Annotated in this window: 21 protein-coding genes; 3 read left to right on the top strand and 18 right to left on the bottom strand. The window is 64.4% G+C overall.

Translation table 11 applies throughout. The features are described from left to right. Positions 1 to 16 precede the first annotated feature (16 nt). The 5 genes from ACO2Q4_RS19250 to ACO2Q4_RS19230 all read right to left on the bottom strand — a co-directional run bounded on the left by ACO2Q4_RS19250 (position 17) and on the right by ACO2Q4_RS19230 (position 5747). Positions 17 to 1552, bottom strand: a complete 1536-nt coding sequence (locus ACO2Q4_RS19250; protein ID WP_423321222.1) for a DegQ family serine endoprotease — start codon at positions 1550 to 1552, stop codon at positions 17 to 19. 924 nt (positions 1553 to 2476) lie between these two features. After that, the gene (locus ACO2Q4_RS19245) at positions 2477 to 3028 is read right to left on the bottom strand and encodes a 5-formyltetrahydrofolate cyclo-ligase (protein WP_311760868.1); all 552 of its coding nucleotides are present in this window, start codon (positions 3026 to 3028) and stop codon (positions 2477 to 2479) included. Beyond that, positions 3013 to 4398, bottom strand: a complete 1386-nt coding sequence (gene mgtE, locus ACO2Q4_RS19240) for a magnesium transporter (protein WP_311760869.1) — start codon at positions 4396 to 4398, stop codon at positions 3013 to 3015. The genes ACO2Q4_RS19245 and mgtE overlap by 16 nt, the downstream gene beginning before the upstream one ends. Before the next feature lie 76 nt (positions 4399 to 4474). Next, complete coding sequence (hisN, locus tag ACO2Q4_RS19235; protein WP_423321219.1) at positions 4475 to 5311, bottom strand: histidinol-phosphatase; 837 nt, start codon at positions 5309 to 5311, stop codon at positions 4475 to 4477. Between the two features lie 76 nt (positions 5312 to 5387). Then, positions 5388 to 5747: a helix-turn-helix domain-containing protein gene (locus ACO2Q4_RS19230; RefSeq protein ID WP_311760871.1), complete on the bottom strand. Its 360-nt coding sequence runs from the start codon at positions 5745 to 5747 to the stop codon at positions 5388 to 5390. 186 nt (positions 5748 to 5933) lie between these two features. Here ACO2Q4_RS19230 and ACO2Q4_RS19225 point away from each other — a divergent pair, with 186 nt between their 5' ends. Continuing rightward, positions 5934 to 6881, top strand: coding sequence for an NADPH:quinone oxidoreductase family protein (locus ACO2Q4_RS19225; protein WP_423321217.1), 948 nt, complete (start codon positions 5934 to 5936; stop codon positions 6879 to 6881). Positions 6882 to 7003: 122 nt separating this feature from the next. Continuing rightward, the gene (locus ACO2Q4_RS19220) at positions 7004 to 7774 is read left to right on the top strand and encodes a Bax inhibitor-1/YccA family protein (protein WP_311760873.1); all 771 of its coding nucleotides are present in this window, start codon (positions 7004 to 7006) and stop codon (positions 7772 to 7774) included. 66 nt (positions 7775 to 7840) lie between these two features. Here ACO2Q4_RS19220 and ACO2Q4_RS19215 read toward each other — a convergent pair whose 3' ends face one another. The 4 genes from ACO2Q4_RS19215 to ACO2Q4_RS19200 all read right to left on the bottom strand — a co-directional run bounded on the left by ACO2Q4_RS19215 (position 7841) and on the right by ACO2Q4_RS19200 (position 11661). Beyond that, the gene (locus tag ACO2Q4_RS19215; RefSeq protein ID WP_423321215.1) at positions 7841 to 8527 is read right to left on the bottom strand and encodes a 5-formyltetrahydrofolate cyclo-ligase; all 687 of its coding nucleotides are present in this window, start codon (positions 8525 to 8527) and stop codon (positions 7841 to 7843) included. Beyond that, positions 8524 to 9540 (bottom strand): NAD(P)H-dependent flavin oxidoreductase, encoded by a 1017-nt coding sequence (locus ACO2Q4_RS19210; protein WP_423321213.1) that lies wholly within the window; start codon positions 9538 to 9540, stop codon positions 8524 to 8526. Before ACO2Q4_RS19210 ends, ACO2Q4_RS19215 begins: the two co-directional genes overlap by 4 nt. 2 nt (positions 9541 to 9542) lie before the next feature. Then, a complete protein-coding gene (locus ACO2Q4_RS19205) occupies positions 9543 to 9917 on the bottom strand; it encodes a DUF488 domain-containing protein (RefSeq protein WP_423321211.1) in 375 nt (124 codons plus the stop codon). An 85-nt stretch (positions 9918 to 10002) separates the two neighbouring features. Beyond that, positions 10003 to 11661, bottom strand: coding sequence for a Na/Pi cotransporter family protein (locus ACO2Q4_RS19200; RefSeq protein ID WP_423321209.1), 1659 nt, complete (start codon positions 11659 to 11661; stop codon positions 10003 to 10005). A 211-nt stretch (positions 11662 to 11872) separates the two neighbouring features. Here ACO2Q4_RS19200 and ACO2Q4_RS19195 point away from each other — a divergent pair, with 211 nt between their 5' ends. Further along, a complete protein-coding gene (locus ACO2Q4_RS19195; protein WP_311760878.1) occupies positions 11873 to 12886 on the top strand; it encodes a substrate-binding domain-containing protein in 1014 nt (337 codons plus the stop codon). A gap of 3 nt (positions 12887 to 12889) precedes the next feature. On the opposite strand, the gene ACO2Q4_RS19190 is transcribed toward ACO2Q4_RS19195, so the two are convergent. The 9 genes from ACO2Q4_RS19190 to ACO2Q4_RS19150 form a co-directional block, all read right to left on the bottom strand. Further along, positions 12890 to 14479 carry a metallophosphoesterase family protein gene (locus ACO2Q4_RS19190; protein ID WP_423321207.1) on the bottom strand — a complete coding sequence of 530 codons (1590 nt, stop codon included), beginning with the start codon at positions 14477 to 14479 and terminating at the stop codon, positions 12890 to 12892. Then, positions 14476 to 15099, bottom strand: a complete 624-nt coding sequence (locus tag ACO2Q4_RS19185) for a dual specificity protein phosphatase family protein (RefSeq protein WP_423321205.1) — start codon at positions 15097 to 15099, stop codon at positions 14476 to 14478. The genes ACO2Q4_RS19190 and ACO2Q4_RS19185 overlap by 4 nt, the downstream gene beginning before the upstream one ends. After that, entirely contained in the window at positions 15096 to 15941 is an 846-nt protein-coding gene (locus ACO2Q4_RS19180; RefSeq protein ID WP_423321204.1) for an inositol monophosphatase family protein, read from the bottom strand. Before ACO2Q4_RS19180 ends, ACO2Q4_RS19185 begins: the two co-directional genes overlap by 4 nt. A gap of 89 nt (positions 15942 to 16030) precedes the next feature. Next, on the bottom strand, positions 16031 to 16870 hold the full coding sequence (locus ACO2Q4_RS19175) for an inositol monophosphatase family protein (protein WP_423321202.1): 840 nt from the start codon (positions 16868 to 16870) through the stop codon (positions 16031 to 16033). 59 nt (positions 16871 to 16929) lie between these two features. Continuing rightward, on the bottom strand, positions 16930 to 18027 hold the full coding sequence (locus ACO2Q4_RS19170) for an ABC transporter substrate-binding protein (RefSeq protein ID WP_423321200.1): 1098 nt from the start codon (positions 18025 to 18027) through the stop codon (positions 16930 to 16932). A gap of 11 nt (positions 18028 to 18038) precedes the next feature. After that, positions 18039 to 19145, bottom strand: a complete 1107-nt coding sequence (locus tag ACO2Q4_RS19165) for an ABC transporter substrate-binding protein (protein WP_423321198.1) — start codon at positions 19143 to 19145, stop codon at positions 18039 to 18041. A 63-nt stretch (positions 19146 to 19208) separates the two neighbouring features. Further along, positions 19209 to 20300: an ABC transporter substrate-binding protein gene (locus tag ACO2Q4_RS19160; RefSeq protein WP_423321196.1), complete on the bottom strand. Its 1092-nt coding sequence runs from the start codon at positions 20298 to 20300 to the stop codon at positions 19209 to 19211. Between the two features lie 20 nt (positions 20301 to 20320). After that, positions 20321 to 21469 (bottom strand): ABC transporter ATP-binding protein, encoded by a 1149-nt coding sequence (locus tag ACO2Q4_RS19155; RefSeq protein WP_423321194.1) that lies wholly within the window; start codon positions 21467 to 21469, stop codon positions 20321 to 20323. Further along, on the bottom strand, positions 21469 to 23292 hold the full coding sequence (locus tag ACO2Q4_RS19150) for an ABC transporter permease (RefSeq protein WP_423321192.1): 1824 nt from the start codon (positions 23290 to 23292) through the stop codon (positions 21469 to 21471). The genes ACO2Q4_RS19155 and ACO2Q4_RS19150 overlap by 1 nt, the downstream gene beginning before the upstream one ends. Between the last annotated feature and the right edge of the window lie 222 nt (positions 23293 to 23514).

Genomic DNA, 23514 nt, shown 5'->3' with positions numbered 1-23514 from the left:
CCCGGCCCTTTTTGTATCACTCGATCGACAGTGCGACGAAGCGCGGCTCGCCTTCGCGACGAACCATCAGCAGAAGCGACTTGCGCCCCGCATCCTTGGCTTCGCTGATCCGCGCTTTCAGGTCATCCAGGGAAGTCACGGGGCGCTGCCCGGCCTCGGTGATGATATCGCCACGGCTCAGCCCCTTGTCGGCGGCAGCACCCTCGGGTTCGACCGACTGGACCACCAACCCCTTCGAATCCGAGGCCACGCCCAATTCTCCGGCCAGGCTGGGGGTCAGCGGCACAACCGACATGCCCATGATGTCCGACGGATTCTCGCTTTGCTTCTTCGAATCCGTGCTGTCGCCGCCTTCCGCGATTTCGCGGCGGCCCAGCGTGATCTGCAGGTCGACGGGCTTGCCATCGCGCTGCACGGTCACGTCCACCGCCTTGCCGACCGGCGCATCGGCCACGCGGCGCACCAGATCGCGCGGATCCTTGATGTTGCTGCCGCCAAAGCTGGTGATCACGTCGCCCGCCTTCATGCCCGCATCCAGCGCAGGACCGGTCGGCACGTCGGTGACCATCGCACCCTTGGCTTCCGCCAGACCCAGCGATTCGGCGATATCCTCGGTCACCGGCTGGATCTTGACGCCCAGCCAGCCACGCCTTGTTTCACCGAATTCCTCAAGCTGGTCGACGACCTTGCTGACCACGTTCGACGCCATCGAGAAGCCGATACCGATCGAGCCGCCATTGGGCGACAGGATCGCGGTGTTCACGCCAATGACTTCGCCATCCATGTTGAACAGCGGCCCGCCCGAGTTCCCGCGGTTGATCGCGGCGTCGGTCTGGATGAAGTCGTCATAGGTGCCCGACAGGGCGCGGTTCCGGGCCGAGACGATCCCCGTCGATGCCGAGAAGCCTTGCCCCAGCGGGTTCCCAAGCGCCAGCACCCAGTCGCCCACGCGAGCCTTGTCGCTATCGCCGAACTTGACGAAGGGCAGCGGCTTGTCGCTTTCGACCTTCAGCACGGCGATGTCGGTCTTGTCATCCTTGCCGATGACCTTGGCGGGCAGGGTCTTGCCCGAGAAGAATTCGATCTCGATCTCGTCGGCACCGTCGATGACGTGGTTGTTGGTAACGATCAGCCCCTCGGCCGAGACCACGAAGCCCGAACCAAGCGCGTTCGAGCGCTGTTCCTCACTGGGGCCCTGCCCCTCGGGACCGCCCTGAGGGAAGCCCGGGAAACCGAATTCGCGGAACAGATCACTGAACGGGCTACCCTCGGGCAGCTGCGGGCCACCGGCCAGCGGCGTCGAGACGGTCGCGGTGGTGGTGATGTTCACGACTGCCGGGCTGACCTGATCCACGAGATCCGCAAAGGTCTCGGGCATCACCTGTTCCTTGCGGGCGTTGCTTTCGGGCGCCGCCAGAGGTTTGTTGTCATTCGCCGCCGCCTGCGCCTCGTCCGCGGGCGCCACGGCCTGCTGCGCGATCGCCGGGGACAGCGCCACCAACAACGCCAGACCCGAAGCAGTCAGGAAATGACGGGGAGAAAGGTTCTTCATCTGAGTGGTCTCCTTGGATACCGTGCGGCCCCTCGGTCGCCCCGGCAATATGCTCACTTTCAAGGGGATTTTCAGGCCCGTTGCAAATGAACCACGCTCGCAAAGAATGAACTGATCGTGACTTGTGAAAGTCGGATTCGTCAATGGTTACAGCAAGAAAACAGAGCAAGGCCTTCGCGTTTGGGGAAAATCGCGAAGCAACAAAGATCACGCGATCAAAGCCTAGAGGATCCGCGCGGATATGTCGCGTTTCTCGGCACGAGCGCGCCTGCAATGCACTGGAATGTGACAAGGCCGCGGGCCGGACCGAAACCGGCTGTGCCGGCGCCTTCGGTCCCGTCCGCGGCGATGCCCCTCGTTCAATGTCGTGCCAGTCCTGCCGCGTCTGCGGCAGTGCGGACGGCCTTCATTCCCGAACCCGCTCGATGTCGGGGCGACCCGTTCGCCGGATCGTCCGTTTTGCCAAGCGTCGGGTCGTTTCGCCCGATCTGATCGCTTGCCTGCGCGGTCTGATGTCCCCCCGGAACTTGTCCCGGATATCCGCCGCCCGACAGTTTCCCGCCCTTTCCCCAACGGGGAGGCGAAATTTGACCATGCACCCACCGCCATACAGCGGCGCAAACCCGTGTCTATCCGCGAAACCTGCCAGCATTGACAAGATCTGGTGGTTTCCGCAGCAACTGCCACAAACTGCACCCTGCCTCGGTCATATTCAACGGATTTATTTGCGCGGGTGGAAAGATTGGAAATTGACAGGAAGGCCTGCGTTTCACCGCGCGGATTCGCCCTACCCTTGGATTAACCGGACTTAACAGCCAGCGGGTCCAGAAAAATGCAGGCTGCGTCGCAGCTTCCAACAGCACGCCCAGACCTTTTCCACAAGCACCCCGCGAGAATTGTTCGGGCTTGGTTCCCCGAACCGCCTCAGCGCGCGGGCTGCGGAAAAGTCAGGATTTCGCGGTCGGTGACGATAAGGTCCAGCGGCTCATCAGTCGATTCAGCGGGAATCGGGTCGACTTGCTGAACGGCGAAGGCGAATCCGATGGCCGCGACCTTCCTTGTCGCGCGCAACATATGCAGTGTCCGGTCATAGAACCCACCGCCATATCCCAGCCGATGCCCGTTCCCGTCGAAACCCGCCAGCGGCACGATCAGCACGTCGGGAAGGACCTCGGGGCAATCCTCGGGCGGATGGCTGGTGCCGAACCCGCCGCCTTCCAGCCGACCGTCATACAGACGGAACAGCAGCGGCAGGTCGGGGCCAAGCACCACCGGCAGGCAGACGGGTCCGTCATGGGCCGCCATGGCGGGGCGCGGATCGGCCTCGGTTCGCATGGGCCAATAGCCCGCCAGGACGCGCCCGCGGAAGGGAAGAAGCGCGTCCGACAGGTTGCGGGTCAAGGCCGCGGGGTCGCCACCCTCTGCGCGCGCCACAAGCGCCTGCCGGCGCAGCGCGGCCTTCAGACCAGTATCCATGACGCCAGCCCCAGAAATGCGAAGAACCCCATCATGTCGGTCATCGTGGTCACGAAGGTGCCCGAGGCAAGCGCCGGGTCCAGCCCCAGCTTTCCAAGGCCCAGCGGCACCAGCACCCCCCCCATCGCGGCGACGATCTGGTTTGCGATCATCGCCATGCCCAGCACCAGACCGATCTGGATGTCGCCAAGAATGAACGTCCCCGCAAGCGTCAGGATCAGCGCAAGCCCCAACCCGTTCAGCAGCCCGGCCAGCAACTCGCGCAGGATCACCCGCCGCGCGTTCGAACTGGTCAGTTCACGCGTTGCCAGCGCCCGGACGGCAACCGCCAGCGATTGCGTTCCCGCAATCCCCCCGGTCGAGGCCACGATGGGCATCAGCGCCGCCAGGATGACAAGCTGCGCCAGTGTCTGTTCAAAGCGCGAGATGACCAGCGCCGACAACGAGGCGGTGAAAAGGTTGATGATCAGCCAGGGCAAGCGCTGCTTTGCGGTTTCCAGCGGCCCGTCCGAAACGTGGCTGTCGTCGGACACGCGCGCCATGCGCAGGAAGTCTTCCTCGTGCTCCTCGTCCAGAACCGACATGGCGTCGTCGATGGTGATGACGCCGACAAGCCGGTCGTGGTCGTCAACCACCGGCGCCGAGATCAGGTGATACTTGTTGAAGGCATAGGCGACATCACCTTCGTCCTCGCGCGCCGAGATGGTGCGGAAACTGTCCTCGGTGATCTCGCGCAGCGGGATGTGTCGGCGAGAGGCCAGCAACTTGCCAAGCGTGACATAGCCGATCGGATGCTGCCGGGGATCGACCAGGATGACGTGATAGAACTGGTCAGGCAGCCAATCCTCTTGTCGCAGGAAGTCGATGGCCTCGCCCACCGTCCAGTGTTCTGGCGCAGTCACTGTCTCGGACTGCATCAGGCGTCCGGCCGAATATTCGGGATAGGTCAGCGACTGTTCGACCGCGGCACGGTCGGGTTCGTCGAGCGCCTCAAGAATGACCTGACGTTCCGGCGCCTCAAGATCCTCGATCAGGTCGACGACGTCGTCGCTGTCCATCTCGCGCACGGCTTCGGCAAGCACTTCGCGCGGCAGCTGCTCGACCACCTCTTCGCGGATGGATTCGTCGATCTCGGACAGGATCTCGCCGTCGATCTCGCCGGAATACAGATCCAGGAACTTTCGCCGCCGCTGCGGAGCCAACTGTTCGATCAGGTCGGCGATGTCGGCGGCGTGGACGTCGTCCAGCAGCTTGTCCAGCATGGTGCGGTCGCCATCGTCGATGGCGCGGCCGATTGCCTCCAGCTCACTTTGACTCAGCTGGAATTCGTCCTCGTGGACCTCCGGCTCGGCTTCACGCTGCTCGATCATGGCTGGCTCCTCTTGGACGGGGCATTCACATTCGCCGCACCATAGTCGCGGCTGATGGCGGCCTCAATCGGGCGCGTCAACCGGCAAGAAGTTCAAGCGCCTGCGCATGCAACTCGGGCGATCCGGCTGCGATGATGCGGCCACCGTGATGGGCGTCGCCGCCGGTCCAGTCGGTAATGACGCCACCTGCGGCCTGAACCACGGCGATGGGCGCAACCACGTCATAGGACTGCAACCCCGCCTCGATCACCAGATCGACATGACCCGCAGCCAGCAGCGCATAGGCATAGCAATCAAGACCATAGCGGGTCAGCCGCGCCCGATCGGCCACGCGACGGAATGCCGCGTGCTCATGGGCGCTGCCGACCTCTGGATAGGTGCTCATCAGGGTCGCTTCGGACAGGTCCACGCCCCGCCGCGCGCGCAGGGGCGTCGTGCCATCGCGTCCCGTCAGCACCGCCCGACCAAACCCACCCTCGAATCTTTCGCCCAGATGAGGCTGGTCCACGATGCCATAGATCGGCCCACGGTCGTCGGTGACACCGATCAGCACGCCCCAACTGGGTGCGCCCGCCATAAAGGCACGAGTGCCGTCGATCGGGTCCAGCACCCAGGTAAGCCCGCTTTGCCCCGCACGCGCGCCGAATTCCTCGCCCAAAATCGCGTCCTCGGGCCGTTCAGCATCAAGGATCGCCCGCATCGCCCGCTCGCTGGCGCGATCGGCGTCCGTCACCGGATCGAACCCGGCTTGGGCCTTGTTCTGCGGGTGAAGGTCCGGACTGCGGAACCAGCGCAAGGTTTCCTGCCGCGCGACGTCCGCCAGCCGGTGGGCCGTCGCGGTGATCTTATCGGCAATCTCTGGCGAAATACCGGCCGCGATCCTGTCCGACCGCGTGTCCTGATCCTGTCCCATGGGCTGTCCCTGTCTAGATCCTGCTTACCGCAGGATTAGCCGGGACCGGGTAAAGAGAAAACCCGTCATGCCGCCTTCAGGCAGCGTCGGACAGAACCCGCGCAAGTTCGAAGATCTGGCGGCGCTGCGCTTCTGGCATCGCGTAATAGGCGCGGACCAGCTGAAGCGCCTCTTTGTCGGCCAGGATGTCCCCCTCGACGGTGCTTTGCAGCTTGGCGTCCTCGATCCCCTCGAAGAAGAAGCTGACGGGCACGTCAACGGCCTGTGCTATGTCCCAAAGCCGCGAAGCAGAGACCCGGTTCATCCCGGTTTCATATTTCTGGATCTGCTGAAACTTGATGCCCACTTTTTCGGCCAGTTGCTGCTGGGTCATTCCGATCATCCAGCGGCGATGACGGATTCGCTTTCCAACATGGACATCGACATTATGCTTCATGGTAACACCTCACTCAATCTACACGGGCGCTACAATATGATACCGCAACTTACGAGTAGCAAAGACCTGAAGTGACCAGAAGTTTAACTTTCCCCGGCCTGCAGGCTGATACCCGAGATTTTGCGGCTCAAAGCGGCACCTTAGCGATATATGACAGGGAGCTTCATGCCTGAATACTGGAAAGTGATGAGGTTGTCTGAAAAGGCAAGTCCGCCCTCATGGGGCGAGTTGCCGCATCGTCATCCGGGCCCCGGCGAGGTGGTGGTGCGGATGCATGCCGCCGCCCTGAACTTTGCCGATCTGCTGATGCAGACCGGGGCATATCAGGACACGCCTCCCCTGCCTTTCATCCCCGGAATCGAGGGCGCGGGCGAGGTTGTAGAGGCCGGACCGGATTGCGATTTGCGTCCCGGAACTCGGGTCGCCGTGCTGGGTCAGGGCACCATGGCGCAAGCGAATATCTTTCCCGCTGCGTGGTGCCATCCGATACCGGACTCGATGAGCTATGCGCAGGCGGCGGGCTTTCTGGTCGCCTATGGCACCAGCCACCTTGCCCTGACCCGCCGCGCCCTGCTGACACCCGGCGAAACGCTGGCGGTGCTGGGCGCGGCTGGCGGCGTCGGACTGACTGCGGTCGAAATCGGCGCCGCCCTGGGCGCGCGCGTGATCGCCGTAGCGCGGGGGGCGGACAAGCTGGCCGTCCTGCGCAAGGCAGGCGCGCATCATGTCCTTGACAGCGACGATATTCCCGACCTGCGCGCCGCCCTGCGCGAGGCTGGTGGGGTCGACGTGGTCTATGACCCGGTCGGGGCCGATCCGGGGCGGCAGGCCTTTGGCGCGCTGCGTCCGGGCGGGCGTTTCCTGCTGATCGGCTTTGCCGCCGGAACACCGCCCGACCTGCCACTGAACCACGCGTTGGTGAAGAACATCGCAATCCACGGCTTTTATTGGGGCGCCTATCGCCAACTGAACCCCGCGATGATGCGCAGCAGCATCGAGGAGCTGATGCGCCTTTTCCAGGATGGGCGGATCAATCCGCATGTTGGAACGACCCTGCCCTTGGCGGATCTGCCCGCAGCCTATGAGCTGCTGCGCGACCGCCGCGCCATTGGAAAGATCGTCATCACGATCTGAAATCCATGTCAAAAACTCGGGAAACCCTGTCAGAAACATTGAAAAACCGGCAGGGTTTGCCAATATCGAAGCAGATGGTGGGCCTGACGGGCCGCACCGCGTTTTTCGACCGGGGAGAACCTATGCAAGACTACAATTCGATCCGCACGGCCGGGACCGCGACGCGCTCGGCTGCCGTGGATGAGGGCCTTCGTGCCTACATGAACAAGGTCTACAGCCTGATGGCTGTGGGTATGCTCGTGACCGCTGGCGCCGCGTGGGGCATGGCGGGTCTTGCGCTGTCGGATGTCCAGACGCCCTACTCGCTTGGCAATGGCCAATTCCTGACTGAGTTCGGCAAGGTGCTTTACCTTTCGCCCCTGAAATGGGTGGTGATGTTCGCGCCGCTTCTGATGGTCTTTGCCTTTGGCGCCGCGCTGAACCGTCTGTCCGTGCAGGGTGCGACCACGCTGTTCTATGCCTTCGCCGCGATGATGGGCGTGTCGATCAGCTGGATCTTCGCCGTCTACACCTCGGTGTCGATCGTGCAGACTTTCCTGGTGACGGCCATCGCCTTTGCGGGTCTCTCGCTTTACGGCTATACGACCAAGCGTGACCTGTCGGGTCTTGGCACCTTCCTGATGATGGGCGTGATCGGCCTGATCGTGGCCTCGATCATCAACATCTTCCTGAAATCGGGTGCGATGCAATTCGCCATCTCGGTCATTGGGGTGCTGATCTTCGCCGGCCTGACCGCCTTTGACACGCAGAACATCAAGAACACCTATCTGCAACTGGCGAATTCGGATCGGGATTTCCTGGGCAAGGCCGCCATCATGGGCGCGCTGCAGCTTTACCTGGACTTCCTGAACATGTTCATGTTCCTGCTGCAATTCCTGGGCAACCGCGACTGATCGCACTGCCACGGAAGAATAGGAAAGGCCGGGCAATCGCCCGGCCTTTTTCGTCGCGACAGACCGCTAGGCCCCGCGAAGGTAGTCGATGCCACCATCGGTGACGATGGCGCCAAGCCCGACGTCATGCGGCTGGGGATAGATCGAGGCAAGCCTGCCCGCAGACAATCCGACGCCGATCGCAAAAGGTCGGATGCTGGCAAGGGTGCGGTCGAAATAGCCGCCGCCATAGCCCAGCCGGTACCCGCCCGCATCCCAGCCCACCAACGGGGCCAGGACGATATCCGGCGTCAGGGTCTCGGTCGTATCGGGAACCGGTATATTCCAATGCCCTCGCCGCATTGCGGCGCCTGGACGCCACGGACGAAAGACCAGCGGGCGGTTGGTTTCCGCCACCTCTGGCAGGGCAAGCGACGCCCCCAGCGCAAGGCAGCGCGCCATCCAGCCGCGCAGGTCCGGCTCGGACTTGATCGGCCAGTATCCCGATATCACCTTCCCCGAAAGATCGGGAAAGCGATCCTCAAGCAGGCGGTCCAGATGATCCCCGATCCGCACCGCCGCGCTCTGGCGATCCGCGATGCTCAGTGCCGCGCGGGCCAGAAGCAACTCGCCCCGGCGTGCCTTGCGCCAGCGCGCAACATCTGCGGCCTGCCGCGCATCGACGCCCAGAGGGTCAAAGTAATCCGGCGCGATTTCTGCCGCGAGACAGGGGGGCGAGCCTGCGTCGCCCGTCGGCTTCGGCCCCCGTGTCATGCCCTCGCCCGAAATCCGTTCAGGATCGCCTCGGCCTCGGCGACGATGCGATGCAGGCGTTCGGCGGCCGGGGGGATGTCGTTGATTGCGTCGACGCCCTGACCCGCGAACAGGGCCATCGCCTCAAGATCTCCGGTGGTGATGCGCAGCGGCGAGTCCGTGCTGTAGCGCAGGATCGGGCGACCACCTTCGTCGGCGATCACCTCTCGGGGCAGCGCGTCCGGGTCATGGCCCATCAGATGAAATCCCAGCGGCTGCGTCACGCTGTTCCCGATGACCCGCACCGCCGCATGGGCGGGCCAGTTCAGGACGAAGATATCGGTTCGCAGCGTATCCTGCGCGCGCGCACCGGTGACGCGGGTCTTGTGATAGTCATGCGCAAAGGATTCCGTGGTCGCCAGAAAGGCAGTGCCGCATTGGACGCCCTGCGCCCCCGCCGCAAGCGCGGCAACCAGTCCCGCGCCGCTGGCAATCCCGCCCGAGGCGACAACGGGAACCGACGCCGCCCGGACCACGGTTTCGACCAGTTGCAGCATCCCGGTTTCACCGTGGATATGTCCGCCTGCCTCGACCCCTTGCGCGATCAGGGCATCCGCACCGGCATCCTCGGCCATGCGGGCGGCGTCGGGCGTCCCGACCTGATGGATCACCTGCGCCCCAGCCGCCTTGGCCCGCCGCACCACCTCGGGCACCACATCCCAGAAGAACGAAAACGTCCCGACGCCAAGGTCAAGGCAAGTACCGATCTGGCGGTCCAGCAACCCGGGCTCGGTTGCCGAGGGGATGACATTCACCGCAAAAGGCCGGTCCGTCGCCGCCTGCAAGGCCCTGACCTCGGTCGCGATCAGGGCGGGATCCTCGCGCACCATGCCAAGCTGCGCGAACCCGCCCGCATTCGCGACGGCAGCAGCAAGTTCCCAACGCGCGACGCCGCCCATACCCGCCAGCAGGATCGGCACCTCGCACCCCAGCAAGGCGCAAAGCGGCGTGGAAAGGGGCGAGGTTCGGGCCATAGTCAGGCCTCCTTCTGCAGCAAATGGATCAGGTAATCCCGAAGCACGACCGCATGGTTGTGGTCGCGGTCATGGCTGGCCGTCAGCAGCGTCACCGGCCCCTTGCGGCACAGATCCACAACCGGATCCAGGGCGTCCGGGGACCGGGCAAGCTCGGCGCGGTAACGCTCGCCGAACTCGGACCAGCGTGAGGGGTCGGCGTGAAACCATTTGCGCAGCTCGGTCGAAGGGGTTGCGTCCTTCGGCCAATCGTCCAGCCGCAGGCTTGCCCTAGCGACGCCCCGCGGCCACAGCCTGTCCACCAGGATCGTCGCGCCGATCCGCGCTTCGGGCGGATCATAGACACGGGCGACATGGATCGGGAACAGAGTGCTCATCAGGGGCCAGACGGGACATCGCGTCCGACAAGTGTTTCAGGAATTTCCGCCCCCGTCACCAGTTTCCGACGCGGCGATTGCGCAATCAGCGGGCGGCGACCAGATCGCCCTTCAGCCGGCTTTCTTCCAGCATCCCCAGCTCTTCCAGGATGGGATAGGCGACCGAGGCGATATGCGCGTTGACCCGCTTCAGATCGCGCAGAATGTCCAGGTGGATCGTGCTCGTCTCCAGCGTTTCGGCGAGCCCGATCCGCATGCGGGCCATGTGGCAATCGGCCGATTGCGCCTCGATCCGCCGGCTTTCGACCTTGCGGGCCACCAGCCTTCGCGCCAGCGCCGCATCGCGCGACAGAAAAATCGCCTGGGCCATACGCAGGTTTTCCTGAGTATGCAGAAAGAAGGCCGAAATCTCTGCCTGTCCCTCGGCGGAAAAGGTCAGCTTCTTGCGAAGCTTCTTGGTCGCGATCTCGGCGATCCCGCCCTCGACGATGTCGCCGACATGCTCAAGGTTGATGGCATAGGAGACAATCTCGGTCGCCCGCCGCGCCTCTGCCTCGTCCAGCTCGCCCCGGCTCAGCCGCGCAACATACAGCTTGACCGACTCGGTCAGGCGGTCGACCTGCTCCTCAAGCCGGGACACCTCGGCAATCGGCGCCTCGTCCGCATCCCGCAACGAAGCGACGGTGCGGCCCAACATCTCGTCGACAAGATCGCCAAGCCGCAGTGTTTCCCGCGCGGCGACGGCCAGCGCCATCTCGGGCATGGGCAGCAAGGCATCGTCCAGATGAGTTTTTGCCTCGGGGCTGTCAACGGGGTCGGGGACCAGCTGCGCCGCCAGATGCGCAACGGGGGAAAGGCAGGGCAGGAAAAGCAGCAGCAAAGCAAGGTTGAAGGCCACATGCGCCCCGACCACGAAACTGGCGGGCTCGGGAAGCAGCTGCCCCAAGCCATCGGATATCGGCCCCGCAAGGATCAGCACCACAAGCGCGCCGAACGCCCGCACCATCAGGTTCGCCAGCGTCAGCCGCTCGGCAGCCGCACCCTCGGCCCGGACGGCAAGCCAAGGTGGAACCGCGCCGCCCAGATTGGCCCCCGCCACCAGCCACAGCGCCAGTTCCGGACCGACGACACCCGCCCCCGCTAGCAGCATGACCAGCACCACCACCGCCAGGCTGGATGATCCAAGGATGGCCAGACCGGCGGCAAGCAGCAGCGCAAAGACCGGCGCGTCGCCCAGCCCCGACAGGATCGCCGCAACCGTCGGAGAGTCGCGCAACGGTTCGGTCACATGTCCCAGAAGCTGCAGCGCCAACAGCATGAAGCCAAGGCCCAGCACGGCCCGACCCAGGTTCCGGCTGCGGTTCCCCCGCGACAGATTGTGGGTCAGCACGCCCAGAAAGATCGCCGCGCTGCCGATCCAATGGACGTCCGCCGACAGCACCAGCGTGACGATCGCCGTGCCCAGATTGGCCCCCAGCATCATCGCCTGCCCCATTCGCGGCTGCACGATGCCCCGTCCCGCGAATGACCCGATGATGACCGCTGTCGCCGTGCTGGATTGCAGGCCCAGCGTCGCGACAAACCCCCAGAAGGCCGCGGCGACACGGTTTCCGGCGCCCCGAGCAAGCCATTGTCGCAGCACCGCGCCATAGGCGCGCAGGACGCCCGTCTTGATCATGCGCAACCCCCACAGCAGCAGCGCTGCGGCACCCAGAAGGTCAATCAGCTGAATGGTCGAATTCACGGGCCGCTCCCTTGTCCGGCGGTAGCCTCTGCATCACAGATTGACAGTTGTTGCACAGCAGTGCAAGTTTGTCGCAAGAAAGTGCAACAGGATTTTGCAGGCCATTGCCTCGGCTTGCTTTTCCGCTGCATGTCCTGAATGAACGTCGTAGGATCCGGCGACAGATCGCACGCAGGCAAGGCGCTCCGCAGGACCGCGATATGAGGTGACCGTGGCGAAAGCAAAGCTCAGACCCAAGAAGTCCTCGGTCAGCGCCAGCAAGGTGGCCGAGGTCGCGGGCGTGTCTCGTTCGGCCGTGTCGCGCACCTTCACTGACGGCGCCAGCGTCTCGCCCGAGACACGGGCCAAGGTGCTGGCTGCGGCCGAAAAGCTGGGCTACCACGTCAACCATCTTGCGCGCGGCCTGATCCACCACCGCTCGGGCATCGTCTGCCTGATCGTGGCCGAGATGCAGACCCCCTTTCAGGCAAGCTTTGTCGAGGCCGCGACCCGCAGCCTGCAGGACAAGGGCAAGGTGGTCATGGTCCTGAACACGGCCGGCAAGCCTGCGAATGTCGAGGCCGCCCTGCGCCAGACGCTGAATTATCGCGCCGAAGCGACCGTTGTCGTTTCGGGCGCGCCGCCGCGATCCCTTGTCGAAACCTGTATCGAGAATGGCCAGCGCGTCATCCTGATCAACCGCAACGATGCGATCGAAGGCCCGCAATTCGTCATGATCGAGAACGAGGCCGCGGCGACCGAGGCCTGTTTCATCCTGCGCCGCGCCGGTTGCACGCGGCTGGCGGTGGTCAGCTCGACCGCGGGCACGCCCAGCATCGTCGCGCGAGAGACCGCCTTCGTCGACGCGGCGCAGGCCGCGGGAATCGAGGTTCTGGTAAACCGCGCCGGGCCGACCGGCTATGCCTCGGGGGCGGAAAGCGCGCGCCAGCTGCTTGCAGGCGCGAACCGGCCGGACGGGGTCTTTTGCGTGACCGACCTGCTGGCACTTGGCTTTCTTGACGCCGCCCGGATCGAATTCCGCCTGCGCATCCCCGAGGATCTGTGCGTCATGGGCTTTGACGACATCGCTGCGGCAGGCTGGCTTGGCTATGACCTAACCACCTTCCGCCAACCCATCGCCGAGATCGCGGACCACATCGCCGGAATGCTTGAAGACGAAGACGGCGGCCCCGCGCAAATGCATTTCCCGGCGCGCGTCGTCTGGCGCAGGACCGTGCGCCCCTGACCTTCAATTCCCGCTGATCGAAAGATCGCGCAAATCCAGCGTGAAATCTCCATTCGGAAGCCGACCCAGATAACCGCGCATGATCCGCAGAAAGGCGACCAGCCGCCCTGAAAGGCCGTCATCTGCAAACTCGGGCAGATTGGCGCAAAGATGGCGATAGAACTCCAACCGGTCCGGCGCGACATAGGCCATGCCCAGCGTGCCGCCCTTGCGCAGGCGATACCAGTCCTCGACCAGATGGCGCAGGCTGAAATCCGGCACCTGCCCCAATGAAAGCCCCAGCAGCGTCATAAGGTCGGGGATGCGGCGGTTCGACACGAACTCTGCCATGTCCGTCTTCCATTCGCGCGGCAGATAGCGGCCGTGGACCAGTTCGACCAGATGGCGGTCAAGAAAGCTGCCGTGATCGGGTGCGCAGGATGCGGGCGGTGCCGGATGCCCGGCCAGTCCCGCCTCGGCCCGATAGGCGGCAAAGGCCAGGTCATGACCCGGCACCTCGACCAAAGGCAAACTGCGGATCCTGACCTGCGCGCCGTCAAGATCTGCAATCTTCATCGCCGGGCAGAACCCGACCGGACTGGGCACGGAGATGTTGAAGAACCCCTGCCCCTGCCCGATATGGCGCGCGGTGTCGTTGACATGCAGGTGTCCCGAGAAATGCAGCGGCACGCCGGTCGAGGCGAAGCTGATGGCAACTTCGGGCGGTGGCACGCGGCGGGCCAGTCCGGTCGGGCCAAAGGCCCGCATCTCGTCCTCTCCGGTGCCGGCCAAAACGTCCAGCACCGGGTAATGCGAAAACGCGACCAATTGCTTGCCGAGCCGTGCCGCCCGCGCGGCGACATCGCGCATCCAGGGCAGCAGATGCGCGCGATGGCGCAGGACAGCGGGCCAGCCCGCTCCGGTCGGATCGCGGAAACTGGCCGCGTCGGCCATGTCGGTCACCCCATTCCGCGGCGCGCAGACATTGCTGTCGATCGACAGGACCCAAAGCCCCTCGACCGGCTCAATCAGGTAAGAGGCGTCGATCATCCGCACAGTCACGCGGCCATCCGGACTGGAGACAGGATATTCCCGCGCCTGCCAGGAAGGATCGGTGCCAAATGGACATTCCCAGTGCAGGTCCGCGGGTTCGGGGCGATAGCCCAAGCCCTGCATAAGACCCAGTGCGTCATGGGTGCCTAGCGTCGCGGCCTCGGGGCAATCCGCGCTACGCAACAGCACGGGCGCTCCGTCCACCGCCAAAAAGGTCTTGTCCTGCGGGCGTCCACTGATCGCGAAAAGATCGTGGTTTCCAGGGGTCGCCAGCACGCGAAGCCCGTGGTGCTGCCTGAATCCCCCGATCAGCGACAGCGCCGCCGCGATGTTCGGCGCCTGCCCGTCATCGGTCAGGTCGCCCACCAGCAGGACAAGCCCTGCCCCCTCGGCCACCGCGCGTTCCAGCGCGGCGCGAAAGGCGGGCAGGCTTTCGTTGAAGACACGGGTCGAGGCTGCGGTGTCGCCAAAGCTGCGAATGGCGCCGCCAAGCCGTGTTCCGGATGGGGCCCAGCCACAATCGTGCACATGCGGGTCGGCAATGACCGCGATACGGATCACGCCGGGATCTCTTCCTTGGCGCGCGCGGCCTCGACCAGTCCTACCCAGTGGGCGGTGCGTTCGGCCGCCGCAATCAGCATCGGCTTGGGCGTCTCGTGCCACTCGTCAGGATGCAGATCCCGCCTGACGCGGACATGGTCGATCGCGGCGGCAAGGGTCGGAAACTCGGCCGGCAGATGCAGGTGCAGGAACAGCGCCGCCAGGACGACCGAGCGCGAGCGCCCCGCCCGGCAGTTCACCAGAACGTTGCCGCGTTCGCGCAACGGGTAGCTGGCCTTTTCGGGCATCACCTGCTCCAGCGCACCGCGCAACTGGTAATAGCCCGCCAGCATCATCGTATCGGGATTGCCCGGCCCGTCCACAATCCCCAGCTTATAATAGCGGATCAGCGCCGGGCCGTATCCGACGCGGCTGTCATGCGACACCTCGTCGGGGGTCGCGACATAGTTGAAGTCCAGGTTGACCGCGCAATTCAGCACTGTGCTGATGCCGTTCGCGCGCAGAAGTGGTACGTCCGAGGCCCCTTCGCGCCCGCCAACATAAAGATCGACACCATAGCCCGGCAGGTTCTCATAAACCGGGCTGATCGGCGGGCGGTCATAGCGTGCAGTGGGTTTCATGCGGTCCTCAGCAGTTTGTCATCGCCTTGCGCCAGCAGATCGGGCCCTGCCAGCAGGGGAATGCCCGTCGCATGGGACAGGATGCCGCCGACATGGGGATTGGCGGCAAGTACTGGCGCCCCTTGCGTCAGCCCACCCAAGGACAGGAACGGGCCGGTGACGCCGCCCGCTTCGCGCACAAGCAGCAGTCCGGCAAGGCAATCCCATGAATTCATGTGCAATTCAGCATAGCCCTCGCTGCGGCCATCGGCGACATAGGCCAGTCCCAGCGCCCCGCAGGCCGCACGGCGCACATTGCTGCCCGCATCGAACAGCGCCGACACCGCCGCAATATAGTCCGAGGTCGGACGTCTGTTCGACCAGCCCATCTCGAAGGATGTGCCCGTGATGTCGGCCGTTGCGGAAACGCGGATCGGCTTGCCGTTCATCTGCGCCCCGCCCCCAAGGCGCGCGAAATAGACCTCGCCCAGCACCGGGTTCGCGATCGCCCCCAATTGCACCTGGTCATTTGCGACGAAGGCGATCGAGATGCAGAAATGCGGGATGACGCGGGCGAAATTCGCTGTCCCGTCGATCGGGTCCACGACCCAGGCCTGACTGCCGGGCTTGCCGCCCGTTTCCTCGCCCAAAAAGCCATCCTCGGGAAAGGCTTCGGCGATCCGACCGCGGATATGCGCCTCGACCCGACCATCGGTCTCGGTCAGGTAGTCCTGCGGCCCCTTCATCCCGATGGGCCGCCCGGATTGCTGCGAGAACCCCTCTTGCGCCAGCGCCCCCGCGGTTCGGACAAGGTCCATCAGGAACGCCTCGCGGCGGTCGATTGCTTCGGTGTCAAGTGTCATGCGTACATCCTTCGCTGACATCGTCATGTCCAGTTTTGCACAGCAGTGCAATCAAAATCGGAATGCTGGCGCGGCGCGGGTTCATACCCTTAGGCTTGCCGCGCCACCGCCTCATCTTCCCGCTGCCGCGAGATCTCCCGCGCGATCCCCTGCAGCGTCGGATAATCCGCCCCGCCCCGCAGCGCGAGATACCCGGGATGGTGATGGGCGGGTGCGCCGGCCGGGCATTTGCCCAGGGCATAGGGCAGGTATCGCCCGCCCGCCTGCTCGACGATCAGCATTCCAGCGGTGACGTCCCAGGGATTTGCTCCGAACCCCATGGCGACATCAACCCAGCCCGCCGCGACATGGGCCAATGACAGCGCAGCACTGCCGGGCCTGCGCAAGGTCGCCACGGTCTCGACCATGCGGCCAAAGCGTTGCAGGGACAGATCCTTTCCATCCAGCCTGAAATCCCGCGTCACAGGATAGCCGCAGACCAGTGTCGCGTTTTCTTCAGCGGCAGCCCCGGCAGAGCGCAGCGGCTTGCCATTTAGCCACGCCCCTTCGGCCGAGGCGCAGAACAGGTTGTCGGCCACCGGGTCAAAGATCGCCCCGGCAACCACCTTGCCGCCAACCACCGCACCAACCGAGACGCACCAGAACGCGATGCCGCTGGCGAAGTTCGAGGTACCGTCGATCGGATCAACGAACCACCCAACCCTGCCCGTCCCGGTCGAGCCGCCTTCCTCACCGATGAACGTGGAATCGGGCACCTCGCGAAAGATCAGATCGCGGATCATCACCTCGGCGCGGCGGTCATGCTCCGTCACCAGGTCGTGGCGGTCGCGTTTGAAATCGACACGCATGTCGCCGCGAAAGGCGGCCAGAAGGTCCGGCCCTGGCAGGCGCGCGGCGGCAATGGCGGTGCGAAGGATCTGGTCGGTCATCTTGCATCCTGTCGAGAGTAAGGCGGGCCGCTTGCGCGCCCCGAGCTGCGCATAAGGGGTCAGCGCGTGTAATGGACGCGCCAGAAATCCTGCCAGTCCTGTCGCCGGTCCCAATCGTCCAGCCCCGAACTGGCGTCATAGGCGAAAAGCGCCTCGGCATGATCTGCCAGGCCGGAAGGCTCGTCCTCGGGCAGCTTGATCGCGGTGCTGGTCGGCATCTTGCCGTCCCGCATCTGCGGCAGGATGCCTTCTTCGGTCAGGATATAATGGATGAACAACCGGGCCGCGTTCGGGCTGTCTGTGCCCGACGCGATCAGGCCCAGCTTAGTATAGGTCCAGCCCGGCCAGGGATCCATGCCCGCGCAAAGCCCAAGCTGATAGCCCTTGTCCGCGTTGTCGCGGAACTTGGCGGAACTCAGCAGGCCCATGAAAGGCGCCTCCTGCCCCGCGGCACCCACCGCTTCCGATATCCGGTCGTCGCCATCGGCCATCAGCGGCGCGTTCGCCCCCATTGCCGCCAGCCACGCCGCCGCGGCCGAGGGTTGGTCGCTTTCCAGCGGCTTGCCATATTGCGCCTGATAGGCGGCGCGCAGCGGCTCGTCCCCATAGGTCGCCATCTGGTTGAACCAGTCCGTATAGGTCCCCTTGGTCAGCGGATCGATCAGGGCGACCTTGCCCTTCCATTCCGGCTCGGTCAGTTGCCAGATGTTGGTGACAGGGCATTCCGGGTATTTCCCGGTATTATACGCCCAGACATTGGCATTGGTCGAAATCGCAAGAGGATTGCGATAGCGCGCGGGGATAGTCTCCTCAAGATCGGGCGGCACCCAGCTTTCCAGCACCCCGGTCGGCAGAAGCTGCGCGATGGCAGCGGGCGTATCGGTCAGAAGCGCGACATCGCCCTGCACATTTCCAGCCTGCGCCTCTCGGATCAGCATCTCAAGCTGGCTGTTGGCGCTGACCTTCTGCCCGGTGGCCTGCACCCCGTATTTCGCGGTGAAGGCCTCTGCCATGTCGACGATCTTGCCGGTGCTGTCATAGATGGTGATCGGCGGTTCGGCCTTGGCCGCCTTGATCAGCGCATCAAGGTTGAACTCCTGCCCCAGCACGGGCGTCGCCAGCAGGGCCGCGACAATCGAAATCCGAATTATCGTCATATTCTATCCCCTTACCGTTTATAGTTCAGGCGCCACAGGTCTTGCCAATCCTGCCGCGTGTCCCAATCCTCGACCCCGGTCGAGGGGTCATAGGGCAGCACCTCGTCCAGATGCGCGCCCACGCCAGAGGGCTCATCGGCAGGCAGTCCCACGGTCTTGTTCGAGGAAAGCTTGCCATCCTCGGCCTGCGGGGCGATCCCCTCGGCCGTCATGGCGTAATGGACGAACAGCTTCGCAGCATTCGGGCTGTCGGTGCCCTTGACGATCAGCCCCACCGTCGCATTGGAAAAGCCGATGATCGGGTCCACGCCGTCGCACAGGCCCAGCGTAAAGCCCGCCCCGTCATTGTCGCGGAACTTCGCAGCCGAGACGAGCCCGACAAACGGCTGGGTCTGCCCCGGCGCAGCGACGGCCTCGGCCGCGGCGCTGTCGGAATCGGTCAGCAGCGGCCCGTTCGCGGCCAGCGCGGCAACAAAGGCTTCGGTCGCGCTGGCGGCTGCGGCGTCCAGCTTTTTACCGTATTTCGCCTCATAGGCGGCGGCGATCCGGTCGTCGGCATGGCTGCGCATCTGGTTGAACCAATCCGTATAGGACGGCTTCCCCAGCGGATCCTGCATCGAGACCTTGCCCTTCCACTCCGGTTCGGTCAGTTGCCAGATGTTGGTGATCGGGCATTTGTCGAACAGCTTCGTATTATAGGTCAGGACGTTCGGGCTGGACACGATCAGCAGCGGGTTCTGCGCCTCGGGCGAGATGTCGGCGGCCAGATCGGGCGGCAGCCAGCTTTCCGCGAAATCGCCCGGCAAAAGCTGCCCCATCGCGGCGGGCACGTCCGAGATGAACGACACGTCCGTCTGGACATTGCCCGACTGCACCTCGCGGATGATGGTTTCCAGTTGTGCAGTCGCCTTGGTCTTGGTTCCCGTGGCTTGCAGCCCGTATTTCGCCGCAAAAGCGTCGGCCATCTCGGTGATCTTGCCGGTGCTGTCATAGACGGTCAGCGGCGGTTCGGCCTTGGCCGCCTCGATCAAGGCGTTCAGATCGAAATCGGCCGCCCTGCCGGGTCCGACGCCCAGACCCGCTGTCAGGGCCAGAGCGGAAATCAGGAATGTCTTCACCTCTTGTCCTCCCTCTTTATCGTCGGCGGGACCCCTGCCCTCCCCGGCCGGGGGCCGCCGCGTTCAACGCTTCAACTCGGTCATCCAGAGATCCTGCCAGTCTTGCCGCCGGTCCAGGTCCGAGGCCGAACTGGCCGTGTCCCAGATCATCAGCTCGTCCAGGTGCCCGCCAACGCCCGAAGCCTCTGCCGCAGGCAGGCCGATGCGGGGATCGGCGGGAACCTTGCCATCCACGCTTTGGGCCGCAATTCCTTCACCGGTCAGCAGGTAATGCACAAAAAGCCGGGCAGTGTTCGGCGCGGGGGTGTTCTTGGCGATGACGCCAAGGCCCGGATAGAGCCAACCGGTGAACGGCTGTATTCCCGCGCAGATCGCAAGCTTGTACCCCTTGTCCTTGTTGTCCCGAAATTTCGCGGTCGAGAGCATACCGAAGAAGGGTTTCTCCTGCCCCGGCGCGCCGATCGCATCCGCCACGCCCGAACTGTCCGAAACCAGCGGGCCGTTGGCGGCGAAGGCCGTGACCCAGGCCTTGGCCGCGCTTTCGCCCTGGAACGGCTTGCCGAAATGCGCCTGATAGGCCGCGGCCATCTCGGCTTCGTGGTGTTCGGCCAACTGGTTGAACCAATCGGCATAGAAGGGCTTCTCCAACGGATCCATGATGGCGACCCGCCGGCTCCATTCCGGCTCGGTCAGTTCCCAGACGTTCTGGACCGGGCAGGTCTCGCCCGCTTCGGCGTTATAGGCCCATACATGCGGATCACTGACCACAACCAGCGGATCGCGCGCCGAGTCCGTCAGGTTCGGGGCAATATCCGGCGGCACCCAGCTTTCGACCACTCCGCGCGACATCAGGTCCGAGGCGATCACCGCCACATCCGACGCAAGCGAGACTGACCCAGTCACCGCCCCGGCCTGATGTTCACGGATCAGCAGGTCCACCTGACCGGCCTCGTTCACCTTCTTGCCGGTGACGTTCAGCCCGTATTTCGCGTTGAATGCAGCGACGGTGTCGACGATCTTGCCGGTCACGGCATAGACCGTGGTCGGCGGCTCTGACCTTGCCGCGGTGACCAAAGCCTGCAGATCGAAATCCTGCGCTTGGGCCGCACCCGCTGCCAATGCGATCATCAGCGCAAGCGCGCCCTGCTGTCTCATCCCGGCTTTCCTTGATCTCGTCATGCCTTGCGCACCACCTGGACCCCGCCTTCGGCACGGGACAGCGCTTCATCCGCGGCTCCCATCCGTTGCCCATCCTTGTCGAACACGTGCAGCGCCGTCGGCCGGGCATAAAGCCAGACCGTTTCGCCCCCGGTCAGCGTGGGGCAGGCGGTAGTCGTCAGGAAGATCACCCGACCCTCGACCTTCAGCTCGATGATCCAGCTGCCGCCGGTGGGCAGTATGCCCGTCACCTCGGCCATGTGGGCGAAGCTGCCTTGCGGCACGGCACCTTCCGACGAGGCAAGCATCAGCGCCTCGGGGCGCAGGCCGACCGATCCGACCTGCCCGGCATCACCCAGGCGCGGGCGCAGCCAATCCTGCGCGGCGCGGTCCAGCGCGTGGCCGCCGCCCATCTCGATGATGTTGATGGGCGGGCCGCCGACGAATTCCGCGACAAAGCGGTTCGCCGGGCGGTCATAGATATCATGGGGCTTGCCAAGTTGCTGCAAGGTGCCCTCGTTCATGACCCCGATCGAGGTCGCCAGCGTCATCGCCTCCCACTGGTCATGGGTCACGAAGACGATGGTGGTGTGAAATTCCGCATGGATCCGCTTCAGCTCGGCCCGCATTTCAAGTCGCAGCCGCGCATCCAGGTTGGACAGCGGCTCGTCCAGCAGCAGGACTTGCGGATTCACCGCCAGCATCCGCGCCAGTGCCACGCGCTGCTGTTGGCCGCCCGACAATTGGCTGGGATAGCGGTCGCGGTATTTCTCGATATCCAGCGCCTTCATGACCTTGGCCACGCGCTCTTCACGCTCGGCCCGCGGCACCTTCCGCAGGCGCAGGCCGAAATCCGTGTTCCGCTCGATCGTCAGGTGCGGCCATAATGCATAGGACTGAAACACCAGCCCCATGCCGCGCTTTTCAGGGCCAACGAACTTGCCCTGCGCAGGGCTGTCGATCACCTGCTCGCCGATGCGGATGTCGCCGCCGGTCAGGTGCTCCAAGCCCGCAATCATACGCAAGGTCGTCGTCTTGCCGCAGCCCGATGGACCAAGCAGGCACATGAATTCGCCGTCGCCGATATGCAGGTTCAGGTCGCTGACCGCCTTCGGTCCGCTGCCACCATATGATTTCTGCACATTGCTGAGAATGATGTCGGGCATCAGTTTCCAAGTCCTTCGGCAAGATTGGTGCGGGTCAACTTCTGCGCCAGCAGTGTTCCGCCATAGGCGAGCCCCGCGATGATCAGCACGACCGCATTCGCCGCCTGGGTATAGTTGTAATCGACCAGCCGCAGCGAGAAGGTGGTCAGCACGTCGGTCGCGGGCACCGCAAGGATGACGAACAGCGACAGCCCCTTGATCCCCGAGATGAAGGGCAGCAGCACCCCCGTGACCAAAGACCCCTTCTGGATCGGGATCACGACCCAGATCATGCGCCGGAACCAGCCCGCGCCCACAACCTGGGCCGCCTCCTCGGGGTCCTTGCCCAGTTGCATCATCGCCGAGATCCCGGCGCGCGACGCATAGGGCATCTGGTCGGCCATCAGCGCGAGGATCAGGATGATCGAGGTGCCGTAAAGCGCCGGAACCGGGCCGCGTGCCACCGCGAACAGCGACAGATAGGCCGCAGCAAACGCGATCCCCGGCACCAGATAAGGCATGAACGTCACCTGTCGCAGAAAGATCGCAAGCGGGCGGAAGGTGGTGCGGACCACGACATAGCCCGTCAGGATCCCCAGCACACCCGAGCAGACCGAGGCAGTGCCAACGATCCAGATCGTGTTCCATGCCGCCTGCCACAGGTCGGGACTGAACAGGATGCCGGTGCGCATGGCGACAGTCGGCAGATCCTGCCCGATCCAGAAATCCAGCGTGAAGTTTGACCAGGCGAAGTTGCCGGGTTGGCGCATGACCGTGGACAGCGCCAGCGTCAGCAGCGGCAGGCAGACCGAGACCATGAAGATCGCCCCCGCAAAGCCCGTGGCAGGCAGGCGCCACCCCCGAAGTTGCGAGACACGGTTCATCGAACCCTTCGAGCCGACGGTGACGAAGCGCCGCGCCTCTCGCGCAAGATAGGCGTCGACCAGGATCGCGATCATCCCGATCAGCATAATCGCCCCCGCCAGAACCCCGGCGACCCCGGTCTGACGCGACCCGATCGAGCGATAGAGCGACGTCGCCAGCACGTCGAACTTGACCGGCAGGCCAAGGACATAGGGCACACCGAACTCGCCAAGGCATTTCGCAAAGATCAGGACGATGGCCGACATCAGCGCGGGCCGCATCAGCGGCAGGATCACCTGCCAGGCCACGGTTCGCCCCGACGCGCCCAGGATCCGCGCCGAATCCTCAAGCTGGCTGTCGAAGCGCTTCAGGGCCGAGCCGAACAGCAGGATCACGAAAGGCGTGTAATGCAGTGCCAGGATGATCGTGATCGGAACCTGTCCATAGGCCAGCCAGTCCGGCGGCGAAAAGCCCATGCTTTCCAGCCAGCCCGGCTGGCCGCCGATGGTGCGGTTCTTGAACAGCGTGGTCCAGGCCAGCGCAAAGGTCCAGGCGGGCAGCATATAGGGAACGATCAACGCAGTCGCGAACCAGCGCCGCCCCAGCAGGTCGGTGCGCGCAATCAGCCAGGCCAGGATGCCCCCGACCGTCACGGAAACAAGGATCGCCCCGAAGCCGACCTTCAGCGTATTCATCAGCGGTCGCCAGAACAGGTCATGCGCCACCGGCGATGCAAACGCGCGATGAAGGTAGTACAGCGTAAAGCTGCCCATCTCGCCCTTGACCCGGCGTTCATCGCCAAACTGTACGGTGGCCGCGTCCGACAGGATCGACAGGATCGGCACGACGATCAGATACAGAAACAGCGCCGCCATCAGGATACCGATCAATGTGGTCGGATCCCGCAGCGCGAGCTTCAGCCGATAGCGGAGCTGGCGGCCGCTACGTGACGCGGCGACTTCGGAATCAGCCGGATACATGCGCGTGTCCCGGCATTGTCCTGACATGGACAACTGCGCTCGCAATTCCCTGCAAGTCGATCCCCCCTTAATCAATCCTCCAGGCCGTCCCCACGGCCCGCGCCCCGACATGCAGTGATGTCCGCGGCGCTCCTTGCATTCAGGATTGCGGCGGGATCGCGCGCTGTCAACAAATTATTGCACTCGTGTGCATCAATTCGCTCAAATCGCAAGGAACCATAA

The organism is Paracoccus sp. KR1-242, assembly GCF_049446195.1.
Taxonomy (GTDB): Bacteria; Pseudomonadota; Alphaproteobacteria; order Rhodobacterales; family Rhodobacteraceae; genus Paracoccus; species Paracoccus broussonetiae.
The sequence above is the reverse complement of the archived record's forward strand: the minus strand, read 5'-3'. Positions and strand labels throughout refer to the sequence as shown.

Bases quoted from the DNA above. Each gene is read 5' to 3' on its own strand.
- ACO2Q4_RS19250 (WP_423321222.1), bottom strand. From the start codon at position 1,552: ATGAAGAACCTTTCTCCCCGTCATTTCCTGACTGCTTCGGGTCTGGCG.
- ACO2Q4_RS19245 (WP_311760868.1), bottom strand. From the start codon at position 3,028: ATGGATACTGGTCTGAAGGCCGCGCTGCGCCGGCAGGCGCTTGTGGCG.
- mgtE (WP_311760869.1), bottom strand. From the start codon at position 4,398: ATGATCGAGCAGCGTGAAGCCGAGCCGGAGGTCCACGAGGACGAATTC.
- hisN (WP_423321219.1), bottom strand. From the start codon at position 5,311: ATGGGACAGGATCAGGACACGCGGTCGGACAGGATCGCGGCCGGTATT.
- ACO2Q4_RS19230 (WP_311760871.1), bottom strand. From the start codon at position 5,747: ATGAAGCATAATGTCGATGTCCATGTTGGAAAGCGAATCCGTCATCGC.
- ACO2Q4_RS19225 (WP_423321217.1), top strand. From the start codon at position 5,934: ATGAGGTTGTCTGAAAAGGCAAGTCCGCCCTCATGGGGCGAGTTGCCG.
- ACO2Q4_RS19220 (WP_311760873.1), top strand. From the start codon at position 7,004: ATGCAAGACTACAATTCGATCCGCACGGCCGGGACCGCGACGCGCTCG.
- ACO2Q4_RS19215 (WP_423321215.1), bottom strand. From the start codon at position 8,527: ATGACACGGGGGCCGAAGCCGACGGGCGACGCAGGCTCGCCCCCCTGT.
- ACO2Q4_RS19210 (WP_423321213.1), bottom strand. From the start codon at position 9,540: ATGGCCCGAACCTCGCCCCTTTCCACGCCGCTTTGCGCCTTGCTGGGG.
- ACO2Q4_RS19205 (WP_423321211.1), bottom strand. From the start codon at position 9,917: ATGAGCACTCTGTTCCCGATCCATGTCGCCCGTGTCTATGATCCGCCC.
- ACO2Q4_RS19185 (WP_423321205.1), bottom strand. From the start codon at position 15,099: ATGAAACCCACTGCACGCTATGACCGCCCGCCGATCAGCCCGGTTTAT.
- ACO2Q4_RS19180 (WP_423321204.1), bottom strand. From the start codon at position 15,941: ATGACACTTGACACCGAAGCAATCGACCGCCGCGAGGCGTTCCTGATG.
- ACO2Q4_RS19175 (WP_423321202.1), bottom strand. From the start codon at position 16,870: ATGACCGACCAGATCCTTCGCACCGCCATTGCCGCCGCGCGCCTGCCA.
- ACO2Q4_RS19170 (WP_423321200.1), bottom strand. From the start codon at position 18,027: ATGACGATAATTCGGATTTCGATTGTCGCGGCCCTGCTGGCGACGCCC.
- ACO2Q4_RS19160 (WP_423321196.1), bottom strand. From the start codon at position 20,300: ATGAGACAGCAGGGCGCGCTTGCGCTGATGATCGCATTGGCAGCGGGT.
- ACO2Q4_RS19155 (WP_423321194.1), bottom strand. From the start codon at position 21,469: ATGCCCGACATCATTCTCAGCAATGTGCAGAAATCATATGGTGGCAGC.
- ACO2Q4_RS19150 (WP_423321192.1), bottom strand. From the start codon at position 23,292: ATGTATCCGGCTGATTCCGAAGTCGCCGCGTCACGTAGCGGCCGCCAG.